The sequence below is a fragment of the Desulfitobacterium sp. PCE1 genome, from assembly GCF_000384015.1.
GTDB lineage: Bacteria > Bacillota > Desulfitobacteriia > Desulfitobacteriales > Desulfitobacteriaceae > Desulfitobacterium > Desulfitobacterium dehalogenans.
In genome coordinates, this window is the sequence record NZ_KB913023.1 from 807,806 (window position 1) to 832,805 (window position 25,000).

Here is a 25,000-nt window from a genome sequence, read left to right on the forward strand (position 1 = left end):
GAGCAGAAGGATATCAAGGTCCGGCTGGAAGAGTAGAACAGACTGCGGCAAGCGGGATGAAAAGTAAAGAGCTGAGAAGTAGCTGCTTCTCAGCCTTTTCCGCTTCCGGCAGGAAGAAAAGTGGCAATTTGTGGACCGCCATAAACTGATGGACTATGAGTAAGATAGGATAAAAACCGCCGAGGAGGGAAATGATGCTGTTTTTGGGGAAAGTCCTGGTCGTCGACGACGACCAGAATGTCTTGGAACTGGTCAAGTTATATGGCGAGAGAGAGGGTTTTGAAGTGGTCGCCGTCGATGACGGGGACCTGGTGCTGGCCGCCTTCGACCGGGAGAATCCTGATGTCGTCATCCTGGATATCATGCTTCCCGGTCAGGACGGGCTTTCGTTGTGCCGAAACTTAAGATCGGTGCGCATGATTCCGATCATTATGCTGACGGCCAAGGGAGAAGAAGCGGACCGTGTTCTCGGCCTGGAAATGGGTGCTGACGACTATGTTGCCAAACCTTTCAGCCCACGGGAACTGGTTGCCAGGATTAAAGCGGTGCTGCGGCGCACTCAGGCGGCAGACCCGGCCACGAATTGGCAGTTGAAATACCCTGGGCTGGAAATCCGGGCCGATATCAGGAGAGTGCTGGTGGACGCCGCGGAAACCGAAGTGACCCCCAGGGAATTCGATTTGCTTTATCACCTGGCGCAGAATCCCCAGCGGGTCTTTACCAGGGAGGAACTGCTGGAGGCTGTCTGGGGATATGACTACTTCGGCGATCAGCGTACGGTGGATGTTCATATTCGCAGGTTGCGGACAAAGCTGACATCTTTGCCCCACGAATACCTGCAGACTGTTTGGGGTGTAGGGTACAAGTTTACACCCCCCGTCAAAGGGGGAGAGACCGGTTTTGCGTAATGATCTGCGATGGATCAGGTGGAAACTTCAGCGGGCAGCCGGTGCCGTCCGGGGGTTCTGGCTTGAGGTTAAGCACCTGTTGGGGGAACAGTTTAATAAAAATATCTATACCCGTATTCTTTTCACCAATGTTACGGTCTTTGTCGTCGGTTTGATCTCCCTCATCCTGTTTTCCGGCTTTATGGTCAAACAGGTAACCTACGACCAGGCTGAACAGGAGCTATTGCGCAAGGCCAAGCGGGTCAACTTCGCTCTGCTCCAGCAAACGAACTATGTCTGGGGCAAAGCGCCGGAAGGACAGGCCGACGATCAGGTTCAGGAGAAACAGTATTTCCTGAAATACCTGGCCGACCTCTTTGACGCCAGGATCACCATCTTTGACCGGGGGGGAACGATTCTGGACACTTCGGCGGAGCAGGAAGTGGTGCCCGGTAGCAAGGTGGAGCCTCGGCACGTGGAGAGTTTCACTAAGGGCGGGACGGCGATCAGCCGCACAACGGACCCCGAAACGGGGCAGCTCGCATTCCTGGTTGTCGTTCCGATGGGCAACAACAACCAGGCCACGGAAAACGGTATTTTACTGGAGACCAAGCCCTCCAACGTGAACCTGGCCTTGAACAAACTGCATGTTTACCTGGTGATCGGGGGAATGACCGTCCTGGTGATTGTTCTAATCGTTTCCGTGAACCTGGCCATGTATATTTCCAGGCCGATTTCCCGGTTGGCGGCCACGGTGGGGGAGATAAGCAGCGGGGGGTATGTTCTGAGCACGGATGACCAGCCTCTGGATGAGATCAATGTCCTGGCCGGGCAGCTCAATAAACTGACGGAAAGACTGCAGAAGATCCAGAGCGAAAGCCTGCGGATGGATGAAGAAAGAGCCCGCCTGTTTGCCGAGATCTCCCATGAGCTGCGGACGCCGCTCACGGCCGTCCAGGGCTTTGTGGAGGCCATCCGGGACGGCGTGGTGCAGGACGAGGTTCTGCGGGAGCGGTATTTGGACACCATTTACACGCAAACGGTACATATCGGCAGGCTGGTCGACGATATCCTGGTCTTAAGCCGCCTGGAAAGCGGCAATGTCACGGTGGAGAGGCTGCCGGTGGACCTGGTCGCGCTGGCCCAGGGGGTCGTCGTTTCCATGGAGGCCGTGGCCGCCGGCAAGCAGAACGGGATTTACCTGGAGAAGAAAACGGAAAAAGCTGTGGTCATCGGGGATGTGGACCGGCTGGAACAGATTATCAGGAATTTATTGAAGAATGCCATCGCCGCCACCGAAAACGGAACGATCCGGGTTGGCGTGGAGGAACGCTACGGCAGCGAGGTAGTCCTGACTATTGAAGACAACGGCGCCGGCATAGCGTCCGACGACCTGCCGCACATTTGGGAGAGGTTCTACCGGGTAAAGAACCGGCAGGACGGCCGCCAGCAAGAAAAAGGGAGCGGTCTGGGCTTGGTGATTGTCAAAAAAATGGTTCAGCTGCAAGGCGGCCGGATCGAGGTCACCAGCCAGCTGGGCAAGGGAACAGTTTTCAGCATTTTCTTTCCCTCTCTTCAGGCTTCAGCCCTTACCGATAATAGCTACGCCCGGAAACAGGGATCAATTGACAAATAGTTAAAAGGTGGCGGTGGATCAAAAGGAAGCCGGGGCCCGGCCCGGGACGATTCTTCATGAAGCCATGCTCCCCTCTATGCAGGTTATCGGTGAACAGGTCCGCAATAACTGGCGAAGGAGCTGTTGGATACAGCTCCCCCATTTTTTTATGATCTTTTAGCCTGTTGGCTTATGATTTTAGGGAGGACTTGAAGTATGGTATAATTTCTTAACTATAGTTTGTTGCTGCCTTCTAAGAATATTATGAAGAACTAAGTGGAGGTAAGACATGGGTCTGCTGGATCTGCAAAATCAATGGGAATCTATAATTTATAGCGCCAACCTAAAGAGAATTGGGGGAGCTATATTAATTCTGCTCTTGGCTTTTCTGCTGAAAAAGATATTTTCTAAAGTGATCATTGTCTTACTGCAGAAATTAACCCAAAAGACGAAGAGTGCCGTCGATGATAATATCGTGGAAGTGCTGGATAAGCCGGTACAGCTGGCCTTTATTATCATAGGCTTACAGATCGCGACACAGATGCTGCTCCTGCCCCCGGAGGTCAGTTTATTTGTCAATAGGGTCATTCGCTCTTTGGTTTTATATACTTTATTTTGGGCGGCTTATCGGGCGACGGATGTTTTTACAGCTTTGTTTGAAAAACGGGCCTTGCTCACAGCGGATAAATTTGACGATATGCTGGTTTCCTTTTTGAGCAAAGGGGCTAAAGCATTGATTATCGTTTTAGGGGCTATTACCATAGCTCAAGTCTGGTTTAAGGAAATTACCGGTGTTTTGACGGGTTTAGGACTTGGCGGCCTGGCTTTTGCTCTCGCAGCTCAGGATACAGCTAAAAACTTATTCGGCAGTGTGACCATTATGCTGGATCGCCCTTTCAACATTGGAGACTGGGTTCAGACCCCCAGTGTGGAAGGAACGATCGAAGAGATTGGTTTTAGAAGCACTAAGGTGAGAACCTTTGCGCAAGCGGTGGTAACCATCCCCAATTCAGTGATGAGCAATGAACCCATTACCAATTGGTCAAGGATGGGGAAGAGGAGAGTTAATTTTCAACTCAAAGTAAGTTACCAAACGACGGCTGAACAACTTCAACAATGTATCCAATCCTTACGAACCATCCTTGAGAATCATCCGGAAGTCCATCCCGAAACCATCCTGGTCTATTTTGAGCGGTTTGGGGATAATTCCCTTAACATATTCGTTTATTTCTTTACCAACAGCACCAATTGGAAAAAGTTCCTTGAGGTTCAGGAGGATGTAAACTTTAAGATTATGACCCTGCTTGAAGAGCTGGGGATAGTGGTAGCCCTTCCTTCGCGGAGCGTCTATATCGAAAGGGATAAGAGTGACGTGCCGAAAGAGGTGCTATAAATTCTGCGGAGCTTCTATACTTGTAGAACGATAAATGCTGCAATGATGGAAATCAGCACGGATAAGACTAAACTGCCTCTCAGCCAGGAGCAGATACCGGCGGCAAGGATACCGACAACGGTTGCTAATCTCATATCTGGTCCGGATTGCATGATTCCCCGGATAATCAAGGCACTTAAAGCCGTATAGGGTATATAGCGCAGGAATCTCTTCAAGACAGGGGGCAGAGGTCTTCCCGTCATGATAAGCAGGGGAAGCAATCTGGGCAAATAGGTTACAACCATCATCCCGGTAATTAAAAGGAGATAGCTTTTCATGGGGAAACCTCCCTATAATATCTTTTGATTTTCTTTGAATATCTCGCTTTTTCATAGAATTCCTTACCAAACAAACTAGCTCACCACGGATAGAATTCGCATAGAATGCCTAATTCAGAGAATTTGGGTATAGCAAAGCAAACGTCTGCTTTTTTAGCATATGTTGGCCGTTGTAAACCCATTATTCTCACGGTGGTAAACCTCCCATGTCTAACAGGGTCAAGATGATAAATCCGCCCTAAATTCCTTCGTTCCACCTATCCATGATTGGGTGTCAGTTATGCTCCTCAACCGAGTCTTTGCTCTAATGGTGATTTATCCGACTGACTACCAGCTCTTTTGTCTGCTAGGCTACCTGGATTGTTCACTTCTGCGGTGACGCTTACTCACAGACCGTTTGTTTTTGTGATTTCGCTGCTATTCTGTTACGCTGCTGAATACTCAACTGGACGATGAATATCTTGAATCAGCTTTTTCGGGTCATAGTCTATACCCTTTGTTAATAGGGCATAGAACACCCGAATCAGTTTACAGCTTAAGGCTATTAACGATTGCTTCTTCTTCAGTGGATTCTTGGGCCTTGTCGTATAGTAGGTGTGTATCTCTGCAAACTCTGCGTTTTTGGCGACTAGCGGCATCACTGCTTGAAATAGAATCGCCCTCAACCGCGCTCGACCTCGCTTACTGATGGTGGTCTGTCCCTTGTGCTTGCCCGAGCTACTTTCTCGCAAGGCTAGGCCCGCTAGCTTTTGAATTTGCTTTGGAGAATTAAAGCGTCTAATATCTCCCACTTCGGAGAGAAAACCTGCCACGGTAACGAGGCCAACACCTTTAATTTCAAGCAACTTGGCTACTTCGGGTATCTGACGGCACAACCCATCGATGGTTTCAGTGACTGCCTCATATTGTGCTGTTTTAGTATGATAGTCTTGCAGTAATAGCTGGATTTCCATTCGGGAACAAGACTCTCCTTCGGTGCAACCAATGCTCTTCTGAGCAGCTTCATACAGGCTCTTAGCCCTTTTCATTCCGACTGCTCTCAATTTGTTGTCTCTCCAAATTCGGTTGATTCCTTCTGCTCCAAGTCTTTCAACATCCCTAGGTAGCGGGGCAACTTGCAATACCAGCATGCTACTCGTGGCATCAAACTTTCCAAACACCGTTTCATGCTCGGGAAAGTAGATTTTCAGCCACCGTTGAACACGATTTTTTATACTGTTCATTTCCTTTTGGATGCGCATCCTACAGGCCATTGCTATTCGCAGTTCTGCATAGATTCCTTCCGGGATATAGGGCTCATTGTATCTGCCCTCGATGACCAGCTTAGCGATGGTCTTGGGATCCTTAGCATCCGTTTTGCTGGGGTGGTTGTCATCAAGCTCCTTACTACGCTTTACATGGAACGGGTTGACGAGGACCAGCTTAATACTTTGCTCTTTTAGGTAAGATGCCAGGCTAAACCAGTAATGACCGGTTGGTTCTGCGCCTACCACTATGCATTCCTTTTGTGCTTGCCTTTTTAAACGTTCAATCCATGCATGGAAATCCTTGAATCCTTCAGCGTTGTTTTCAAACTTGAATACCTTGCCCAGCTCGACTCCTCGCCAGTCAAATGCCCTGGCATAATGAAGCTCGCTGGCGATGTCCACTCCGATCACAATACTTCTTTCAGATAGTTGCTTTAGCTTCTCGTTTTGTGTAAAATTCATTTGGGATGACCTCCGTTATTTTGATTGGATTCTGTTGGCCAACAGTCCTTTCAAATTGTAACGTGAGGTCTTCTTTTTGACAAAGATCATTTTTGACTACTACAGGAATGCTCCTCATCTTTAATAATGAAAGAACCCATTCCGGCCGCCAGGATCACAGCGGCAATGAAAGACCAGGATGGGGGCAGGAGATTGAAGTGTGAGGCAGCCAGGTAAAAGATCCCGGACATCACCGCTAAAAACAAGACAGAAAAGGACTTTTTTATTTCAGGCGCCAATAAGGCCATAAACATAGCGTAAAGTCCTACCCCCAGGCTAAGTTGAACGGCCTCCGGCAGCATGGTACCCACAAGATACCCTGCAATCGTACCTATGACCCAGGAAAAATAGGGGATAATTTGCAGGGTGAGCAAAAATGGGACGTTCAAGGTTCTGTTTCTTAAAGAGATCAAGGAAAAGGCTTCATCGGTAATGCCGAAAGCAATGACAAAAAGCCAGTGTTTTCTAATTCCCTGCAGTCTGACCGATAAAGAAGCGCTCATAATGAAATGCCGTAAGTTGAGAAGAAATGTGGCAAGGATGATGCTTCCTGCTGAAATGCCGTCTTTGATCATATCCAATGCCATAAATTGACTGGCTCCGGCAAAAACCATCACGGAAAACAAACTGGTGTCCTGTAACGAAATCCCAACATTTTTGGCAAGAAGCCCGAAGGCCATAGCCACAGGAAAAAAACCAAAGACAAGGGGAAGAGCAGCGATGAGTCCTTCTTTGATACTGTCTGCAATCTGATGTTCTCTGTTCATGTTTTCTCCCTCCGGCTCTGTGCGGTCTATCTATTCTTAAGTGCAGTGGTATAATGAAAAAGCATAGACTTTAAATATCGTATGTTATATTGGACAAATAAGTATAGTATAACATACGAATGGATATAGTATATCCTGCCGGAGGATAAGATACAAGGGGGAAGACCTTTTTGAAGGATTTGAATCAGATTGTTGCCAATAACTTAAAACAAATCAGGGATGAGATGAAATTAAGCCTGGACAAGGTAGCGGATATGACGGGTGTCAGTAAAGGGATGTTAAGACAAATTGAGGCGGGTGAATCCAGCCCGACCATCAAAACCATCTGGAAGATCGCATCGGGCTTGAAAATACCTTATACATCAATCATCAATATTCCCCAGCCGGAGACCTTCCTTGTCCCAAGAGAGGATATGGAACCGCAAGTTGAGGACGACGGTAGATATAAGGTCTATTCAATCTTTCCCTCAGAAGATGGACGAAGAGTGGAAATCTATACGATAGAACTTGAAAAGGGCTGTTCCTTTTCTTCAAATTCTCATGGAGAAAAGACTCAGGAATTTATTACGGTCTATGAGGGTGTTCTAACCATTCAGGTGGATGATGAAGAGTATAGTATAAAGGCAGGAGACTCCATTAAATTCATGGCGGATAGGCCCCATACTTATTCCAATAGATTGGAACAATTAACCCGGGCGAGTATGGTCATTTATTATTCGATATAGTAAAGGGCTTAAACCTTAAATATTGTATACATTAGCGAAAACTGTTGAAATGCTAAGCCTTATTATGCTAAGTTAAACTTAATCGAGAAATGGAGCAAAGGCGCTCAAAAAGACAAGTACCTGATAAGTACGAGTTTTTTTGGAGCGCCTTTTTGTTTTATTTTGTAGCAGTGGCAGTTTATCACTTAGACCTTTCTGGGTTATTTTCAGAGCAGTATTGAACAAAAAAGGGGGAGAACTATGCAAAATTACGGTCTGCCGCAAAAACAGGGTCTTTACGACCCGGCATTAGAACATGATGCGTGCGGTATGGGATTTGTGGTCAGCATCAAAGGTGAAACGTCCCATGAGATTATAGATGAAGCTTTAACGGTACTGGAGAATCTAAATCACAGGGGAGCCAGCGGTGCGGATGAAAACACAGGGGACGGCGCAGGGATTCTGGTTCAGATTCCCCATGCTTTCTTTCAGCGGGAATGTGAGGTGCTGGGATTTGCGCTACCGGAAAAGGGGAATTACGGGGTAGGAATGATCTTTGCTCATCGTTATGCTGACTTTAGAGAAACCCAAATGGAGACCTTCGCAAGGATCGTAGGGGAGGAAGGTCAGAAAATCCTCGGCTGGAGAGAAGTCCCCATCGATAAAAGCACCATCGGAGAAAGTGCTCAAGCAGTGATGCCCCGCTTTATTCAAGTGTTCATCGAGAAGGACCCCCGGCTTACGGATATCATGGACTTTGAAAGAAAGCTTTATGCCATTCGCAAAAGAGCGGAAAAAATCATTCTGCCTATGTGTGAGGATAAGGGCGGTACCTTCTATGTGGCCAGCCTGTCCGCCAAGACCATCGTTTATAAAGGGATGCTGACGGCGGAGCAGCTGCGTCATTTTTATCTGGATCTATCCGATTTGGATTTCGTCTCGGCCTTGGCGATGGTTCATTCCCGCTTCAGCACCAACACTTTTCCCAGCTGGGAAAGAGCTCACCCGAACCGCTATATTGTCCATAATGGGGAGATCAATACCATCCGGGGGAATGTGAACTGGATGAGAGCCCGGCAGAAAGGCATCGAATCTCCTTTATTTGAGGATATAGGCAAAGTCTATCCTATTGTGGATGAATCCGGCAGTGATTCCGCTATGTTCGACAACAGCCTGGAGTTCCTGCACCTGACGGGAAGATCTCTTCCCCATGCGGTCATGATGATGATTCCTGAACCCTGGGAAAACAACGACTTCATGCCTAAGGCGAAAAGGGATTTCTATGCTTACAATAGTTTTTTGATGGAACCCTGGGACGGCCCCGCCGCTATGGGCTTTACCGATGGAGTGGTGATCGGCGGGGTACTGGACCGTAATGGGCTGCGCCCTTCCCGCTATTATGTCACCAAGGATGATAAGGTCATTCTGGCTTCCGAGGTGGGAGTTATCGATATCAAGCCGGAGAATGTTCAATACAAAGGCCGTCTGGAGCCCGGAAAAATGCTGCTTATTGATACGGAGGCCCAGAGGATCATTGCCGACGAGGAGATCAAAGCCGGCGTAGCCCGGAAAAATCCCTACGGTGAGTGGATTGAGAAGCACATCGTGAAGCTCAGCAGTTTACCTGAGGCAGCCCGGATGGAGCGGAGAGCTGAGTCAGTTGGGATAGTTGAGGAACCGAAAGAAAGCAGAGATCAGGGGCAGCTGATTCAGCAGCAAAAAGCCTTCGGCTATACTTTTGAAGATATTACGAAAACCATCCAACCTATGGCGTTAGAGGGTGGTGATCCTGTGGGAGCCATGGGTATGGACTCTCCGTTAGCGGTCTTGTCGGAAAAACCTCAGATGCTCTATTTGTATTTCAAACAGCTTTTTGCCCAGGTAACGAACCCTCCTATCGATGGCATCCGGGAAGAAATCGTCACGTCCTGCACGATGCTCCTGGGTAATTCCGGGAACCTGCTGGACCCCGACCAGGAGAATACGGCATCCCTTTTCCTGGAGCATCCCATTCTGACCAATGAACAGCTTAACAGGATTAAACATTTGCAGCATGGGCAGTTTAAAACTGTGACCTTATCCATGCTTTATCCTGTAGGGGGCGGCTCGAAGGCTATGGAGCGGGCTTTGGAGCGGATCTTCAAAGAAGCGGATAAGGCGATTGCGGAAGGGGCCAATATCATCATTCTCTCCGACCGGGGAGTGGATAAGGAGCAGGCGGCCATTCCGGCTCTCCTGGCTTCTTCAGGCCTTCACCACCACCTAATCCGCAAAGAAATCCGCACGAACCTGGGTATTGTGCTGGAATCCGCGGAACCTCGGGAAGTTCATCACTTCTGTACTTTAGTGGGCTATGGGGTAACCGCGGTCAATCCTTATCTTGCCTATGAGACCATCGAAGACCTGGCAGCCAAGGGCTTCCTTGATGGACTGACCGCCCAGGAAGGGATCAGGAACTTCATTAAAGCTTCTGTAAAGGGAATGCTTAAAGTTCTCACCAAGATGGGGATCTCCACCATGCACAGCTACCATGGCGCCCAGATCTTTGAGGCGGTGGGGCTGCGGAAGGACTTGATCGATAAGTATTTCACCATGACTCCTTCCCGTCTGGAAGGGATAGGTCTGGAAGAGATTGCTCTGGAGAACCAAATGCGCCATGAAAGCGCCTATGATGAAAACTCCCTCTATGCAGACAGTCTGGAGGTAGGCGGTTACTTCCAATGTAAAGAAGATGGGGAAAAGCATCTTTATAATCCGGAGACCATCTATCTAATCCAAAAGGCCTGCCGGGAAGGCAACTATGCTCTCTTTAAAGAGTACACCAAAAAGATCAATGAAGAAGAAGTCTATACCTTAAGACATCTTTTGGACTTCAACTATAATGCCGGAGATACCATCCCCATCGAAGAAGTGGAGTCCGTGGATTCCATCGTCAAGCGCTTTAAAACCGGGGCTATGTCCTATGGCTCCATCAGCAAGGAAGCTCACGAAGCTTTGGCTATTGCCATGAACCGGCTGGGGGGCAAGAGCAATACTGGTGAAGGCGGAGAAGATCCGGAGCGGTTTAAGGTTTTGTCTCATTGTGGAGGAAAGGTCGATGATACTTTCTTGAATGGGGACAGTAAAAACAGCGCCATTAAGCAGGTGGCTTCCGGACGCTTCGGTGTCACCAGCCATTATCTGGTCAATGCCCAGGAGATTCAGATCAAGATGGCCCAGGGAGCCAAACCCGGCGAAGGGGGACAGCTGCCGGGACGCAAGGTTTATCCCTGGGTGGCCAAAACCCGTCACTCCACACCAGGTGTGGACCTGATTTCTCCCCCTCCTCATCATGATATTTACTCCATCGAAGATTTGGCGGAGCTGATCCACGACTTGAAGAATGCCAACCGGGATGCCCGCATCAACGTCAAATTGGTTTCTGAAGTGGGAGTCGGCACCATTGCCGCCGGAGTAGCCAAAGGAAAGGCCGATGTGATTCTGATCAGCGGTTATGACGGGGGGACAGGGGCCTCTCCCCGAACCAGTATCCGCAATGCGGGACTGCCTTGGGAGCTGGGCTTAGCTGAAACTCATCAGACTTTAGTCCTCAATAAACTGAGAGACCGGGTGGTGGTGGAAACAGACGGCAAGCTTTTGTCAGGGCGTGATGTGGTCATCGCCGCGATGCTGGGTGCTGAAGAATTCGGCTTTGCCACCACCCCTCTGATCGCTTTGGGCTGTGTCATGATGCGGGTCTGTAACCTGAATACCTGTCCTGTGGGCATCGCTACCCAGGATGAGGAATTAAGAAAGAACTTCACAGGCAAGCCTGAGCACGTAGAAAATTTTATGCGCTTTATCGCCCAGGAAATGCGGGAAATTATGGCCAAGCTGGGCTTCCGAACCATCAATGAAATGGTTGGCCGTACCGATCGCCTGAAAAGCAAAGAGACGATTAAGCACTGGAAAGCCACACATCTGGATCTCTCCCAGATTCTCTATCAGCCTTATGCCGGCTCTGATGTAAGCCGCTATAACACCCAAACCCAAAAACATCTGCTGGAAAAATCCCTGGATATGAAAAAGCTTCTGCGGGTTTGTCAGCCTGCTTTAGAAAATCAAAAGCCGATCCGTGCCAAATTGAAAATCAACAATGTGGATCGGGTCGTGGGGACCATTATCGGCAGCGAAATCTCCAAGCGCTATGGAGAACAAGGATTGCCTGAAGATACCATTAAACTGACCTTTGTAGGCTCAGCCGGTCAAAGCTTCGGGGCCTTTGTCCCTAAAGGACTAACTCTGGAGCTGGAAGGGGACTCCAACGATTATCTGGGCAAAGGACTTTCCGGCGGTAAAATCGCCGTTTACCCACCCAGGACTGCGGATTTTGTTCCTGAAGAGAATATTCTGATCGGCAATGTAGCCTTCTATGGAGCAACCTCAGGGGAAGCCTATATCAATGGGATTGCGGGGGAACGCTTCTGCGTCAGAAACAGTGGCGTTCATGCAGTAGTAGAAGGTGTAGGGGATCATGGCTGTGAATATATGACCGGCGGCAAAGTGGTCATCCTCGGTAAGACGGGACGGAACTTTGCAGCGGGAATGTCCGGCGGGGTAGCGTATATCCTGGATTTTGATGAGAACTATTGCAATACATCCATGGTGCTTTTGGAAAACATCCAATCCGAAGCCGAACTTAATGAAGTCAAGGAAATGATCCGCAAGCATGTGGAGTATACCCATAGTCCCCAGGGAGGAAAAATTCTCGCGGATTGGGAACGCTATGCAACCCGGTTTACCAAAGTGATTCCCAAGGACTACAAGCGGATGCTGGCTAATATCGATAAGGCCTTCCAAGACGGATATTCAGGGGATGAAGCGCTGATGGCAGCCTTTGCAGAGCATTTCAAAACGTCGGAAGCGGCTAAGTAAGGGGGGACAAACATGGGAAAAGCAACAGGTTTTTTAGAGTATAAACGGATTGATCCCAAGAAGCGCGCCCCTGAGGAACGTATTCAGGACTGGCGGGAGATTAAACTGCCCAGAGACCCTGAGGTGATGAAGACCCAGGGGGCCCGCTGTATGAATTGTGGCGTTCCCTTCTGCGATGGCGGGGTCATGCTCAATGGCATGGTCTCAGGTTGCCCTCTGCATAATTTAATTCCGGACTGGAATGAACTGATTTACAAAGGGCAATGGGAAGAAGCCTATCGGCGCTTAAGCCGTACCAGTCCTTTTTCGGAATTCACCTCCCGGGTTTGCCCTGCACCCTGTGAAGGAGCCTGCACCGAAGGCTATATTATGGAGCCCGTAACCATCAACTGTATAGAGTATGAGATCATCGAGAAGGCTTTTGCCGAAGGATGGGTAAAGCCCCAAAAAGGAAAATCTACCGGTAAAACGGTGGCAGTGGTCGGTTCCGGCCCCGCGGGACTATCTGTAGCGAATTATCTCAATGCCGTGGGTCATGAGGTCACAGTGTATGAGCGGGCCGACCGTCCCGGCGGACTCCTCATGTATGGCATTCCCAACATGAAGCTGGAGAAAAACGTGGTGGAGCGGCGCATAAACTTAATGAAGGAATCCGGTATCTATTTTGTTCTGAATACCGAGGTTGGCAAGGATATCCCGGCGCAGGACCTGGTAAATCAATATGATGCGGTCGTTCTCTGCATTGGTGCCACCAAAGCCCGAGGACTCAACGTGGAAGGCTGTGAACTGAAAGGTGTCCACTATGCAGTAGACTTCCTGACGGCCAACACCAAAAGGCTGCTGGACTCCAATTTTGAAGGCTTAGAAACCATGGATGAGAAAGATGACCAAGAGGGCGGATGGATCAATGCTAAAGGGAAAAACGTCATCATCATTGGTGGTGGAGACACGGGAACGGACTGTGTCGCTACCTCCATCCGTCATGGCTGTAAAAGCGTCCACCAATTTGAAATTATGCCCGAACCCCCCGTCAAGCGAATCGAGGCCACCAATCCCTGGCCGGAATGGCCCAAAAAACTTAAAGTTGACTACGGTCAGGAAGAAGCCATCAGTCTCTACGGAAAAGATCCCCGTCATTACCTCATCAATACGAAAAAGATCGTGGGCAACGAGCAAGGTGAGGTCAAGGAAGTTCATACCGTAGAAGTCCACTGGATTAAAGACTCCTCAGGAAGAACGGTTCCCCAAGAAGTGCCCGGCAGCAAAAAAGTATGGGAAGCAGATTTGGTCCTTTTGGCCATGGGCTTCCTCGGCCCGGAAGATGCGATACCCAATGAGCTGAACCTCGAGCGGGATGAGCGAAGTAATCTCAAAGCGGAGTATGAAGAATTTGAAACCAATGTGGAAAAGGTTTTTGCTGCGGGAGATGCCAGAAGGGGGCAGAGCCTTGTAGTATGGGCTCTCCAGGAAGGGAAGCTGGCAGCCCGTGAAGTGGATAAGTATCTGATGGGGAGGAGTGGGATTAGGTAAGAAGGGTGAAGTAAGAGGCGTGAAGTAAGTAGGAAATATGCATTTAGTAAGAAATAAGAATAAGGTAGGAAGTAGCAATAAAGAATGAGGTAAGCAGCAATAGCTAATACGCAGTAGTAGCTTATGAAATCTAAAGGGACGATTCATTTGACAGAGTAGTGTCGATGAATTGTCCCTTCGTCATTTTACCTCATTTTAACCAGAGAAAAGAAGGGCTGTTTCATTTGGTGCATTTGCACAAAATGAAATACATCCTCGGTGTACCTAAGCAAGTAGATACATATATTTAGTAAAGTTTTACAGGCGTTGTGTAGGATGCAGGAAAATTAAGAGGAAATAGGTAGTTTGTGGAGAATAAAGTTATAAAAGCTAATTTCTAAGGGGCAATCCAAATGACGATATATTTGAATTGCGAAAAGGGAAATTCAAAAGAATTATTCGTTCATTTTTCCTATATAAGGAAAGAGTACAGAAGATTAAAACTATGTCGATAAGGAGTTGGAATCCTGAAAAAAGGGTATGGGTTATTCCCTATACACCTGAATCAATATATGAATTGAAAAGAATTTTTTCAGATGAGACGGTAATAATTGATCCTGCGCTCAACCTCAACCAACTGAATCATTATTTTAATTGGGAAATGTCTTTACAGCAGGATCTGGAGGCCATGGAACAGCAGTTAATTCTCAAGGGCTTTAGTGATAAGACAAGAAAGGCTTACCTTGGGCATGCAAGTAGATTTTTTATACCATAAAAAGAGAATCAAGAAATATCTCAAAGGATGATATACGAAGCTATTTGGCTGCTCAGCTTGCAGAACGAAAAAAATCCCATGCCTACGTAAGCCAAGCCCTTAGCTCCATAAAATTTCTGTTCAAGCACGTATTACGGCAAAGTATTGACAGTATGGATATTCCCCGACCCAAAAAGGAACAAAAATTACCGCAAGTCCTTAGTCAAGCGGAAGTCGCTAAAATTCTCTCAACCGTTAAGAATCTGAAACATAGGTCTATTCTCATAATTACCTATTCCTCAGGACTAAGGGTGGGCGAGGTTATTAGGCTAACATTAAGTGATTTACATCCAGATAGGAAATTGGTCCGCATCAAACAGGGAAAGGGGAAAAAGGATAGGTATAGTCTAATTTCTGATACGGCAATGGCGGTTTTGAATGAATACATTACCTACTATAAACCCAAGAAGTGGCTATTTAGTGGCGAAGATCCGGAAACCCACATATCAGAGCGGACGGTCCAGGTAATCTTTAAGAATGCCTTAGCCAAGTCAGGAATTAACAAAGACCTATCTGTCCATTCCTTAAGACATTCCTTCGCTACTCACCTCTTGGAATCAGGAACGGATCTAAGATATATCCAAGAGTTGCTAGGGCACCAAAGCTCGAAAACAACTGAGATATATACTCACGTGAGCAATAAAGATTTAGGAAAAATAAAGAATCCCTTGGATTCAATATGGAAAAATGACCAAAATTAGAACTGTTGATAGAGGTAGGATTACCGCAATAACATGCGGTAATCCCTTGGTAAAGTTACAAAAAGCGCATTGATGTTGCGGTAAAAAGACGTTATCTGTCATTTGTGTATCGGAGTGTTCGTTTGCACATATTTATTAGGTCCTATTATATAGGGGGTGAAATTATATTTACTGCAATTTACCTTATTATCAACATCATCGTGATGTGGCTTCAAATATCTAACTATATCCCCCTTAATATTGCTGGCTTTATCGCACTCATAATGGGTGTAGCACTCCTCTTATTAGATATACTCAGAATAAAGAAGATAAAGCAAAAAGCTGGAGAGATATTATTTCTAATGGAAAGTGATTGGAGAACATCTCCTCTTATTGTATCAATCGACATAACATTGGCCTTAATAATGTTCGCTATATCGGTATTAACGATCGTATCTAATAGAATCCCTAACGAATATCTCTTATATTATGCAATAACGATATATGTGCTAGTTTCCGAATTATATCTGATCTTTAATGTAAAATCCTTCTTTACGGAAAATGGAATGTTCTTTCGCGGCAATATGATTAAATGGGATGAAATCAAATTCTATAGGTGGAAGGAGCCGCGATTCAATCATCTAAAAGGCTATACAATACTCTTCCTTAATAAAGAGGACATACTTTGGATAAGAGAATTTAAACTAATGACTAACAATTCTCAAAGATTTGAGTTAGAAAAATTACTTCAGCACAAGAAAGTTGAAGACATGTCGGGTAGCACAAACGACAGATAACAGAGGAGTCCCGCAACTAGAGGATGATGCATGCGGTAAGGACGCTGCGGGACTCCTCGGGACGTTATCTGCAATGAGGCTGTTAAGTATTTCTATGCAGTTCTGGGGGGGGACTTTTTTGTGTGGCTTTCATCAGAAATTTTAAGATGGTATCCAAGGCAAGAAACAGCCAGTATTTATGATTTAGAAAGTAGCAAAAGGGCATACGATATTTGGAATCACGCGGAAGAGTTATTGAGTATACCTGCTGGTGAATTCCATCTTGTTGATGCTATCGGTACTTTGAAGAGGGCTATGGATCACCGTTTACGATTATTGGATGAAATCTATAATTTTAAAAATTTACCCATTACTAATAAATCAAAATGGTTGCTAGAACGACTAGGATTTTTAGGTGCTATTCGTCCATTTATGTTAAAAAGTCTGTTAGAAGTCAGAAATGCTCTTGAACATCGAGATGCGACACCGCCAACACAAGATATGTGCCTTCAATATCTAGACATTGTCTGGTACTTCTTGCGTTCAACTGATTATTTAGCTCGTGTTAAAACAGAAGCATTTGTTTTCTATCATGGTGGTAATGAACAAGGCTATAAAATGGGTGTAGACATTAATACTAATGAAAGTTGGGAAATAAAGATTAATGCGGATATTCCTAAAGAGATGTTGTCTAGCGAATTTGTTGATGGGTGGATGGAGGTTCATTTAGACGAGGTTACAGCTTGGAAAAATGTCACATTTCGGTATCCTATTTGTAATGAATTTAAAGGCATTGAGCCTGATGATTTAAGAATAAAGGGAATGATAGTTGGCCCAGACACAATTCGAAGAAGTATCTATGAGGTTTATTTATCTGTATTCTAACATTACAGCCGGTATTTTGGGTCGCCTCACTGCAGATAACAGAGGAGTCCCGCAACTAGAGGATGATAAATGTGGTTGGGACGCTGCGGGACTCCTCGGGACGTTCTACGACATGTGGCGAGTTAGCCGCCGTCCATGGCGGCAGGGATTTTTTAAGGAGATAGTAGTATGAAAGCTAAAAAGTTTATGATCTTAGTAGTTATTTGTATTTTATTAGTAATACAGTTGGCTGGGTGTAGCCAAGAAAAATTTAGTGCAAATCAAATTTCACCTTTGGATAAAAATAAAATAACCATGATGATAATTAGTTCAGGTAATTCTGTTACAAAAGAATTCGATGACAAAGAACAAATAAAAACTTTGCTAGAGAATATGGACGTCATCAGATTTAGTAAGATAAGTATCAATCAAGAGGAGGAAGTATTAGATAAAGGGAAGAAATTTAATGTAGATACAACCTTTGTACTACAGCTTTTGGAAACTAAACACGGAGCTCCGAAAGCAACTATAGTAGTTATTTCTGATAAGGAACTAATTTTAACTGATCGTGAAACTATGGAAAAAACGAGAACTGTGTCATATATGAATCAAAGTGATGAAACTTCATTGAATGCAGTAAAAGAAATATATACGTTAGCAAAAAAAGCAATGGATTAAGGGGTTGCCATCCGTGGCAACCTCTGAGCAGGAAGCGCCACACGTCGTAGAACAAGGTGTTCCCGTAACTTAGCCAATATGCAAGTAGTATGACGCTACGGGAACACACAGAACGTTATCCGAAACCGTACGTGAAGACCGCGCGTCTATGCGCGGATTTTTGGAGCAAGGCGGTAGCCGTTCGTGTCAGGTTTATATTGCTGTCGAAGGAAGATTGAAGAGAGGTTTTCTATATCATGGAGCGGAAGACAGTATTGGTCATTGGCGATAGCGTTTCAATACACTATGGCCCATTTTTAAAGGAAATGATAAAAAGTAAATATAACTTCGACCGGATAAGTGAAATAGTTGATGGAGATTTGGATAAACCTGTTGGTGCTAATGCCGGTGATTCTAAGATGGTCCTCGAATATTTAAAAGACGAGTATAACAAGGGAACAACGTACAACATCTTGCTTTTGAATTGCGGGCTACATGATATAAGAATAGACAGGGTTACAAAGCAGATTCAAGTTATGGAGTGGGAATATGAGGAAAATCTGAATATAATATCTGACCTAGCTTTAAAGATGTCTGAGCGAGTAATGTGGATTACAACTACACCTGTATTGGATGCTATACATAATCGTAGAAATGAAGGCTTTATACGGTATAACAAGGATGTAATTCTCTATAATAGCATAGCGGAGAATATAATGGGCAAGTACCAAATATCATGTGTTGACATTTATACATTTACAAATAATCTAGGAGACGATATTTATTCCGATCACGTACATTTTAAAGAATCAGTACAGGCACTTCAGGGGGCATTTATTGCAGGACACTTATTTTGTAACCGATGACTCTTCATATCTCTTATTAACTTCTCAAGAACTAATATAATTTGCTTAAGGTTGACGGATGTACAAGGGTCCGCCGTCCATGGCGGCCTCTGGATATGGGAGCGTACGGCATCGGATAACAGAGGAGTCCCGCAACTAGAGGATAATGAATGTGGTTGGGACGCTGCGGGACTCCTCGAAACGTTATCTGAAATATGGTGCGAGATTCGCGCGTCCTGCGCGGTTTGAATATTAAAAAGAAAATGATTGTGGTGGGGTAATATGAAGATATATGAAAGAGACTATACTGTTCTTGATGATTTAGAAAAAGAAGAATGGGACGTGATTCAACAAAAGGAGGTGATATATAAAGATGGTAAGCCTTCGAAGTTAAGGCGTAATTTGTTTAGGGATTATCCTAAAGCTGCGAGGCATTATTTGAGTTTATTCCCCAATAATTATTTAGATATTGAAGACCTTAAAGATTGTTCTTCCTTAGAAAAGCACATCTGTGAATATGAAGAACTATTAAATGATGTTTCAACCGATGAGAGAACATTATTAAATTTTATAAAAGATAAGAGAGCTTATTTTATTGTTGCTTCAATTCTAAAGGATAATTATTATTTTGGGCATCATAGTGCTTATATTATACCGGAATTTATGCTCGGAAATTCTTACAAGGTTGATTACTTGCTTATTGGAAGAAGCTCAGGTGGACATCAGTTTTGTATTTGTTGAGCTTCAAAAACCATACGGAAATATAACAACTAAGGATGGAGAATTAGGCGATACTTTTAGAAAAGGTTTAAAACAAATAGAAGATTGGCAGGAGTGGCTTGAAGCTAACTATTCCTCTTTATATGAGACTTTTGTAAAGTACAAACATCCCGATATTTTATTAGACGAAGAATTTCATAAATTTGATAGAACAAGAATGCATTATTCAGTTGTCGCAGGAAGAAGAAAAGATTTCACAGATAGAACATATAGACTAAAAAGAAAAATAGAAGAGGAACAGAAGATACTGGTACTTCATTATGATAATCTCCTAGATACTGCAACAAATATAATTGGCAAATCTACATATTAAGTTTTTATTAAAGGGTGCGCCATCCTTGGCGCACTCTGAATAAAAGGGCACCATACTTCAGATAACACGGTGTTCCCAACACTTGGAGGATGATGCATGCGGTTAGGGCGCGTCGGGAACACCTGGACGTTAAATGAAATTGGTCGCAGGGAATGCCGTGTGTCCTGCGTAAGTAAAACTATTTCATTGATAGTGAACAGTGTAAATGATGAAAATAGAAATAGTTATATAGAAGGAGTCTCACAAGTATGAAAATGGAGTTAGCTAAGAAAAAGTGGACAACACATAATTTTATTCACGAAAATGGATTAAACATACTTATAAATGACTTGAATGGAACAAATTATTTCTCAAATATTAATGATGCAACAGTTAATAAAATTAAAGATGCATTAAAATATTTATATGACAGAAAAGAGAAATTCCAAAGTGATGCTAATTCTCCCGATGAGAATGAACGAGATTTCTATTATGAAGTTAAGAAATTAGTTAAAGATGGTGTAGACGTAAATGGTAGGAAATTCCCTTTATCATTATTTTCGAACCATTTCTTTTCACCTTATGAAGCTTCAAATTATACATATAAAGTATTTAATAAAACCTATAAAATGATGCCAACTGGAATGAAGAATTTATTCGGAGATTTTAAAAATCAAGGTATTAGTTATAATGCAATGGGTTTATTTTTATATCACACAGTGAAAGCTATCAACTTTTATTTTGACGATAAATTTATTTCAGATAAAGTTATTAGTGAGTTATCTAAAGCATGTCACTATCTTGAAGATATGAATGAAACACATCATGTAATAAACAAAACTGCTATTTTTTCTAACCATAGGAATTTTGAACTTTATGCTAATTTAAACAAGGATTTATTCAGAATAAATTCTGCGAAGGAATTTCATAAAATAAACTCTTTACACTTAGGAGAAAAACAGTTTTGGGAAAAATACGATTTCTATATGGGATCTATTAATGACAATTATTTAAAAAATAGATCAGGGATTGATGCAGTTAAACAAGTATGCCATTGGATAGCAGTAAACTGCTCTTGTTTTGCATCGGGAGTAGATAGTATATATTCTAATAACACAAGAGAAGGTTTAGAATCTGTGAATCTTTACCTCGGTGTAGATAAAGATAAAAGTGTTTTGATATCAAAAAACTGGGAGAGGGCAAGTTGGGCACTTAGTAATAATAAAGATAAATGGAAATTAAATATTGAACAAACATTGGCGATGGCACAAATAAGTGTAGCTTCTTATATATTTGTTTTCATTTTATTTATTGTTGAAGCTGAGATGTTTAATTTTAGAAAGACTTGAACTTACTTCTCATTTATCCAAATTATATAGAGTTACAAAGAAAGCTTGAGTGGTCGCCGTCCATGACGACTGCTGAATATGGGGGCGACCAACTTCATTTAAACCAGCTAATTGCTGTCAAGTAAAAGTTTTTCTGTAGTAATTGATAAGAGAAATGGGTATAGCAAAGCTGGCCTACATGTTGTAAGCATGTAAAAAGGGGATGTGAATAAAAGGGATATCTAAGTCAACAGAGAATTGTTATTTAGAAGCTGAAAAAGGCTGTTGTGAGGAAAGGATTCCATAGATCATTCTTAGCATTTTGTTAGCCGTGGCTACAATTGCGACTTTAACCGGCTTACCTTCATTGACTTTCCGGAGATAAAAGTCCCTGAGGATTGGATTTAAGGGACCGCTAGCCCTGTTACTGATCCCAGCCACAGTAGCTTGATAAATGGCCTTTCTAAGATAAGGTGACCCTCTCTTAGAGATCTTATTATTACCCGATTTAAACTTTCCTGATTCAAATACAGATGGATCAATGCCAGAAAAGGCGACCAGCTGTTTTGCACTCGGGAATCTTTTAATATCACCAATTTCAGCTAGGATGGTGGTGGCTGTGGCCTCTCCGACTCCGGGGATAGAGCGTAGGAGAGGATATTCAGAGGAAGAAGTTTGCCCAATAGACCATTTGAGCCCGTATGTCAGTCAGAATATCTTGTTGGGATATGAGGAGCTCAATGTACATCCTTAAAACCCGTATATTTAACTGTTGGGCCCGGTTAAAAGGCAAACTTTCCTTGGCAGCCAAAATAAGTTTATCTGTTTTAAGTTTGCTCCAGTCCCTTGATTTCTTTGCAGGCTTAAGGCACTCAATGATCTGCTCACGGTTGGCAGATAAAATAGCCTTTGGCGAAGAAAAAGTAGAAAGGACCTTTAAAGCAGTAGGACTACATAAGTGAGCAAACACTGATTCAAACTTAGGAAATATAAGATCTAAAACAGAGCGAAACCTAAGTTGAGTTTCAGTATAAAGCGTATTAAAGCTATCATATTGCCGACAGAGGTTTTGCAATTCCAAGATGTGATCCTCAACAGGTTTGGCTTCAATAAATTCATTCAAATAATAAACCTGAGCAATCCGATTCGCATCAATGGGGTCAGTCTTAACCTTGCGGACGGATTTCTTTTTTTCAGCATGAGTTTGGAGAGGATTAAGAACAATTACTTTATAACCTGCATCTTGAAAGTAAGCTGTAATGGGCTTGGAGTAATTACCCGTCGCTTCCATAACTACATGAGGGCGTTTGCCAGTTTCACTTTCAAGTTTAAGAAGTATATCAGTTAATCTGGACATATCACTCGGAGAATGCAAGAAGGGAAAGGGTTTGGAAACAGACTCTTGATATCCTTTAAACAAAGCAGCTACACTCTTAGACTTAGAAATATCAATACTTAACACAGGAACATTGATCTGAAAAACCTCCTCTTTCACCGGGTTCCATCTTTAACAACCACCTTTAGGTTCGCATTGTGATACGGGCTCAAGGCCCAACCAGCTCAATCAAAGTATTGGTGCCAAAGAGGGTATAAACAGTTTATGTGACGGGATCCAGGTCCCAACAGAGTATACGTTCTTACCCAGTTTTCTTTCAGTATAAGGGAATATAAAAGAAAAAGGTCCATACCCAGATTGAACTGGTTATGAACCTATAATACGAACAGCGTATTGCCGACACTTAGAAAAGATGGATGTGGTTAGGACGCGTCGGCAATACGCGGAACGTTATCTGAAACAGCCTGAAAGAAGACATGTTGTTATTATGGGCGGGAAATGCTTTAGCGGTTTATTTTTGCCAAAAAGCTTTAGCTTCTCTCTCCAGTTTCGCTAATCTCGTGTAGTAGTCTGGGAACTCATTTAAATGGGCCAAGGCAATTTTGCCAGTCGTAATTGGGTCATCATCAGTTACATTTGTAGTGGCATCGCGCCTGCCGTGTTCCAATTCTACGCCCAGACCTGTTCGAAACTGGCCAACGTCAAATGGACTATGACTCCAATCAATGCCAAGGTACTCACCGATAATCATAGATTCTTGTATAGTGAAGCTGGTTCTGACAATGGGTACATAGTTATTTGTAAAGGTATTACTAGATAAGGAATGACAATGTTTCTGATCGATAGTGGTTAAACCTTGGTAGGAATGAATATGGCCTCCCGGAACTTCAATAGCGAATCCAGAAAAAACATTAATGTAGTGTCTATGTCTATCATCTTTTGTGGAACAACCAGATATCTCATGAACATGATTCGGTAAATTCGGTGCTTCGCTACTTTCACCATAGTACCTGTGGTGATGACCAAGTATTTCGTTAGTCGTTCCTTGAAAGTAATGCTTATGATTCGTATTCATGTAACCACCTCACTATTATCTTATTCAGAGGTGGAAGAGTGTGAGTTTTTGTTTGAGGTCGGCTGCATCAGATAACAGCGAATTTGCAAAATCTGAGAGGGTATGAATGTGATAACCAGACTTCGCAAATTCACAGAACGTTAGGCGAAAGACCATTTTTAGATAGATTTCACGTCTGGAGGTAGGTTTTTGAGAAGGGGGAAGAAAATATGGCTAGCAGAGTGAGCAAAAGAGAAAGAAATATTTGGCTTTCACTATTGACGGTCATTATAGCAATTTCCGTTTTTGTCATAATGAAATATCAAACAACCTTAACTTTACTTAATCAAAAAGTTATAGATTATGAAGCTGAGAAAAAGACATGGATACAAAGTGAGGCAAATTTGACTTCACAGGTTTCAGACCTTAAAGCTCAGACAGAAAAGTATTCAAGACTAATTAGCACCTTTGCGACAAATAATCCAAATATTATTAACACTTTAAAACGGCAGGGATTTAATGGTAGCGTCCAAGATATTGTAGACGATCTCTTAAAACATAACGAATTGATTCCTTATGATGGAGTTTTAGGTGGAAAAATGGGTTTCTATAGCAAAGATAATATATACGTGCTTTCGGACAAATGGGTTTATGCATATTTTGATGATGGTCACATTAATGGATATATGTTGCTTAATTATAGCGTAAATAACGAAGATATTTCATGGAAAGTAATCGATTCCTATTTAGCGGAATAATAACAACCATTCTTTTATAGGATGTCTTAAAAGATGGTCCTTCGCCTAACAGAGGAGTCCCGCAACTAGAGGATGATGAATGTGGTTAGGACGCTGTGGGACTCCTCGAAACGTTCTACGACATATCATGCAAAGGCCGCGCCGTCCATGGCGCGGGAAACAACTTGGAGTATTTTTTCATTAGAAAGATAATGTGAACTAAATTCTGGCTCAAATTAAGCTACTAAACGTCTATATAAATAAGAAATGAATTACCCAATTTAGAATTGTTAGGAGGAGCATGAATTGAAGAGGATTTATTTTCTGGCATCATCGTACCGTTGTTCTTGGTAGGCTCATAATGATAACCTTTTAAACAGTAATTCAATTGAAGTTGCCGACAAAACCACTACAGTATAGATAACATTGGACCTGAAATAAAGCAATATTGTATTGAATTGATATTGTGTTATACATATGGCAAACAAAATTGAAGAGCCCTAGAAATTTGGATACCCGTGATAAGGAGTCATAAGTGATAGTTCATCCTATAGTCATTATATATAATAATGAGGGTATTACTTTGGGGGTGAGAAAATTTGATAAAAACTATGATTTTAACAGCTTCGGTTTTGGTATTATTAAGTTCAGTTTTAGTTTGTAGTAATGTAGAAGTAAGTGTAAAAGAAAAGGATCAAAGTACTTTATCTGTAGAAAGCGGACAGTTAAAACGAAAAGTTATTATCAGAAATTCTATATACGATCCTTTGCCCGCAGGGGCTCAAAAAGCTCTGTCTCTGCCAGATAAAGCTGGCCCACAGCAACTGCCAAATGTTGATTTAAGCACTCCAATCATAATTACTAAAATGCCTTATCATGAAAGAAAGAAATCTCAATAAATTTTACATTATCCCAGCGTTAGTCTATGCTTATCAGCATCATACTACTTCTTATTATTTTTTATGCCGCAGAAATCTTTGACT

General features: G+C 43.5%; 23 protein-coding genes. 17 read left to right on the forward strand and 6 right to left on the reverse strand.

Features of this window, described 5'->3' with window-relative positions; genetic code table 11:
• Positions 1–194: 194 nt before the first annotated feature.
• The 3 genes from DESPCE1_RS0104005 to DESPCE1_RS0104020 all read left to right on the forward strand — a co-directional run bounded on the left by DESPCE1_RS0104005 (position 195) and on the right by DESPCE1_RS0104020 (position 3,895).
• A complete protein-coding gene (locus DESPCE1_RS0104005) occupies positions 195–908 on the forward strand; it encodes a response regulator transcription factor (protein ID WP_019849553.1) in 714 nt (237 codons plus the stop codon).
• Positions 901–2,523: a cell wall metabolism sensor histidine kinase WalK gene (locus tag DESPCE1_RS0104010; RefSeq protein WP_019849554.1), complete on the forward strand. Its 1,623-nt coding sequence runs from the start codon at positions 901–903 to the stop codon at positions 2,521–2,523. Before DESPCE1_RS0104005 ends, DESPCE1_RS0104010 begins: the two co-directional genes overlap by 8 nt.
• Before the next feature lie 268 nt (positions 2,524–2,791).
• The gene (locus DESPCE1_RS0104020; RefSeq protein ID WP_019849556.1) at positions 2,792–3,895 is read left to right on the forward strand and encodes a mechanosensitive ion channel family protein; all 1,104 of its coding nucleotides are present in this window, start codon (positions 2,792–2,794) and stop codon (positions 3,893–3,895) included.
• Between the two features lie 14 nt (positions 3,896–3,909).
• Here DESPCE1_RS0104020 and DESPCE1_RS0104025 read toward each other — a convergent pair whose 3' ends face one another.
• From DESPCE1_RS0104025 to DESPCE1_RS0104035, 3 genes are all read right to left on the reverse strand, one after another.
• Positions 3,910–4,212 carry an AzlD domain-containing protein gene (locus tag DESPCE1_RS0104025; RefSeq protein WP_014792752.1) on the reverse strand — a complete coding sequence of 101 codons (303 nt, stop codon included), beginning with the start codon at positions 4,210–4,212 and terminating at the stop codon, positions 3,910–3,912.
• A 425-nt stretch (positions 4,213–4,637) separates the two neighbouring features.
• Positions 4,638–5,921, reverse strand: a complete 1,284-nt coding sequence (locus DESPCE1_RS0104030; RefSeq protein ID WP_019849557.1) for an IS110 family transposase — start codon at positions 5,919–5,921, stop codon at positions 4,638–4,640.
• Between the two features lie 86 nt (positions 5,922–6,007).
• On the reverse strand, positions 6,008–6,727 hold the full coding sequence (locus DESPCE1_RS0104035; RefSeq protein WP_019849558.1) for an AzlC family ABC transporter permease: 720 nt from the start codon (positions 6,725–6,727) through the stop codon (positions 6,008–6,010).
• A 170-nt stretch (positions 6,728–6,897) separates the two neighbouring features.
• On the opposite strand from DESPCE1_RS0104035, the gene DESPCE1_RS0104040 reads away from it, so the two are divergent.
• The 12 genes from DESPCE1_RS0104040 (at position 6,898) to DESPCE1_RS0104095 (ending at position 20,911) form a co-directional block, all read left to right on the forward strand.
• Positions 6,898–7,452 (forward strand): helix-turn-helix domain-containing protein, encoded by a 555-nt coding sequence (locus DESPCE1_RS0104040; protein ID WP_014792754.1) that lies wholly within the window; start codon positions 6,898–6,900, stop codon positions 7,450–7,452.
• 240 nt (positions 7,453–7,692) lie between these two features.
• Positions 7,693–12,345 carry a glutamate synthase large subunit gene (gene gltB / locus DESPCE1_RS0104045; protein WP_019849559.1) on the forward strand — a complete coding sequence of 1,551 codons (4,653 nt, stop codon included), beginning with the start codon at positions 7,693–7,695 and terminating at the stop codon, positions 12,343–12,345.
• Between the two features lie 12 nt (positions 12,346–12,357).
• A complete protein-coding gene (locus DESPCE1_RS0104050) occupies positions 12,358–13,875 on the forward strand; it encodes a glutamate synthase subunit beta (RefSeq protein WP_019849560.1) in 1,518 nt (505 codons plus the stop codon).
• Between the two features lie 484 nt (positions 13,876–14,359).
• On the forward strand, positions 14,360–14,629 hold the full coding sequence (locus DESPCE1_RS23490) for a hypothetical protein (protein ID WP_019849561.1): 270 nt from the start codon (positions 14,360–14,362) through the stop codon (positions 14,627–14,629).
• Positions 14,630–14,673: 44 nt separating this feature from the next.
• Positions 14,674–15,369, forward strand: a complete 696-nt coding sequence (locus DESPCE1_RS22040; protein ID WP_019849562.1) for a tyrosine-type recombinase/integrase — start codon at positions 14,674–14,676, stop codon at positions 15,367–15,369.
• 122 nt (positions 15,370–15,491) lie between these two features.
• Entirely contained in the window at positions 15,492–16,145 is a 654-nt protein-coding gene (locus DESPCE1_RS0104060; RefSeq protein ID WP_019849563.1) for a hypothetical protein, read from the forward strand.
• A 120-nt stretch (positions 16,146–16,265) separates the two neighbouring features.
• On the forward strand, positions 16,266–17,009 hold the full coding sequence (locus DESPCE1_RS0104065) for a hypothetical protein (protein ID WP_019849564.1): 744 nt from the start codon (positions 16,266–16,268) through the stop codon (positions 17,007–17,009).
• 168 nt (positions 17,010–17,177) lie between these two features.
• A complete protein-coding gene (locus DESPCE1_RS0104075) occupies positions 17,178–17,666 on the forward strand; it encodes a hypothetical protein (RefSeq protein ID WP_019849566.1) in 489 nt (162 codons plus the stop codon).
• 236 nt (positions 17,667–17,902) lie between these two features.
• Entirely contained in the window at positions 17,903–18,511 is a 609-nt protein-coding gene (locus tag DESPCE1_RS0104080) for an SGNH/GDSL hydrolase family protein (RefSeq protein ID WP_019849567.1), read from the forward strand.
• A gap of 261 nt (positions 18,512–18,772) precedes the next feature.
• The gene (locus DESPCE1_RS23135) at positions 18,773–19,231 is read left to right on the forward strand and encodes a hypothetical protein (RefSeq protein WP_019849568.1); all 459 of its coding nucleotides are present in this window, start codon (positions 18,773–18,775) and stop codon (positions 19,229–19,231) included.
• Positions 19,206–19,583 carry a Shedu anti-phage system protein SduA domain-containing protein gene (locus tag DESPCE1_RS0104090; protein WP_019849569.1) on the forward strand — a complete coding sequence of 126 codons (378 nt, stop codon included), beginning with the start codon at positions 19,206–19,208 and terminating at the stop codon, positions 19,581–19,583. The genes DESPCE1_RS23135 and DESPCE1_RS0104090 overlap by 26 nt, the downstream gene beginning before the upstream one ends.
• Before the next feature lie 248 nt (positions 19,584–19,831).
• On the forward strand, positions 19,832–20,911 hold the full coding sequence (locus DESPCE1_RS0104095; protein ID WP_019849570.1) for a hypothetical protein: 1,080 nt from the start codon (positions 19,832–19,834) through the stop codon (positions 20,909–20,911).
• Positions 20,912–21,151: 240 nt separating this feature from the next.
• On the opposite strand, the gene DESPCE1_RS23585 is transcribed toward DESPCE1_RS0104095, so the two are convergent.
• From DESPCE1_RS23585 to DESPCE1_RS24135, 3 genes are all read right to left on the reverse strand, one after another.
• The gene (locus tag DESPCE1_RS23585; RefSeq protein ID WP_371200619.1) at positions 21,152–21,598 is read right to left on the reverse strand and encodes an IS110 family transposase; all 447 of its coding nucleotides are present in this window, start codon (positions 21,596–21,598) and stop codon (positions 21,152–21,154) included.
• Positions 21,552–22,385: a transposase gene (locus DESPCE1_RS21720; protein ID WP_019849571.1), complete on the reverse strand. Its 834-nt coding sequence runs from the start codon at positions 22,383–22,385 to the stop codon at positions 21,552–21,554. The genes DESPCE1_RS23585 and DESPCE1_RS21720 overlap by 47 nt, the downstream gene beginning before the upstream one ends.
• A 352-nt stretch (positions 22,386–22,737) precedes the next feature.
• Positions 22,738–23,301, reverse strand: coding sequence for a DUF5661 family protein (locus DESPCE1_RS24135; RefSeq protein WP_019849572.1), 564 nt, complete (start codon positions 23,299–23,301; stop codon positions 22,738–22,740).
• A 209-nt stretch (positions 23,302–23,510) separates the two neighbouring features.
• Here DESPCE1_RS24135 and DESPCE1_RS0104110 point away from each other — a divergent pair, with 209 nt between their 5' ends.
• Entirely contained in the window at positions 23,511–24,038 is a 528-nt protein-coding gene (locus DESPCE1_RS0104110; RefSeq protein ID WP_014792775.1) for a hypothetical protein, read from the forward strand.
• Between the two features lie 578 nt (positions 24,039–24,616).
• Complete coding sequence (locus DESPCE1_RS0104115) at positions 24,617–24,916, forward strand: hypothetical protein (RefSeq protein WP_019849573.1); 300 nt, start codon at positions 24,617–24,619, stop codon at positions 24,914–24,916.
• Positions 24,917–25,000 lie beyond the last annotated feature (84 nt).

Bases quoted from the DNA above. Each gene is read 5' to 3' on its own strand.
- DESPCE1_RS24135 (WP_019849572.1), bottom strand. From the start codon at position 23,301: ATGAATACGAATCATAAGCATTACTTTCAAGGAACGACTAACGAAATA.
- DESPCE1_RS23490 (WP_019849561.1), top strand. From the start codon at position 14,360: ATGTCGATAAGGAGTTGGAATCCTGAAAAAAGGGTATGGGTTATTCCC.
- DESPCE1_RS0104075 (WP_019849566.1), top strand. From the start codon at position 17,178: ATGAAAGCTAAAAAGTTTATGATCTTAGTAGTTATTTGTATTTTATTA.
- DESPCE1_RS0104050 (WP_019849560.1), top strand. From the start codon at position 12,358: ATGGGAAAAGCAACAGGTTTTTTAGAGTATAAACGGATTGATCCCAAG.
- DESPCE1_RS0104080 (WP_019849567.1), top strand. From the start codon at position 17,903: ATGGAGCGGAAGACAGTATTGGTCATTGGCGATAGCGTTTCAATACAC.
- DESPCE1_RS0104020 (WP_019849556.1), top strand. From the start codon at position 2,792: ATGGGTCTGCTGGATCTGCAAAATCAATGGGAATCTATAATTTATAGC.
- DESPCE1_RS0104025 (WP_014792752.1), bottom strand. From the start codon at position 4,212: ATGAAAAGCTATCTCCTTTTAATTACCGGGATGATGGTTGTAACCTAT.
- DESPCE1_RS0104035 (WP_019849558.1), bottom strand. From the start codon at position 6,727: ATGAACAGAGAACATCAGATTGCAGACAGTATCAAAGAAGGACTCATC.
- DESPCE1_RS0104030 (WP_019849557.1), bottom strand. From the start codon at position 5,921: ATGAATTTTACACAAAACGAGAAGCTAAAGCAACTATCTGAAAGAAGT.
- DESPCE1_RS0104005 (WP_019849553.1), top strand. From the start codon at position 195: ATGCTGTTTTTGGGGAAAGTCCTGGTCGTCGACGACGACCAGAATGTC.
- DESPCE1_RS0104110 (WP_014792775.1), top strand. From the start codon at position 23,511: ATGGCTAGCAGAGTGAGCAAAAGAGAAAGAAATATTTGGCTTTCACTA.
- DESPCE1_RS0104095 (WP_019849570.1), top strand. From the start codon at position 19,832: ATGAAAATGGAGTTAGCTAAGAAAAAGTGGACAACACATAATTTTATT.
- gltB (WP_019849559.1), top strand. From the start codon at position 7,693: ATGCAAAATTACGGTCTGCCGCAAAAACAGGGTCTTTACGACCCGGCA.
- DESPCE1_RS23135 (WP_019849568.1), top strand. From the start codon at position 18,773: ATGAAGATATATGAAAGAGACTATACTGTTCTTGATGATTTAGAAAAA.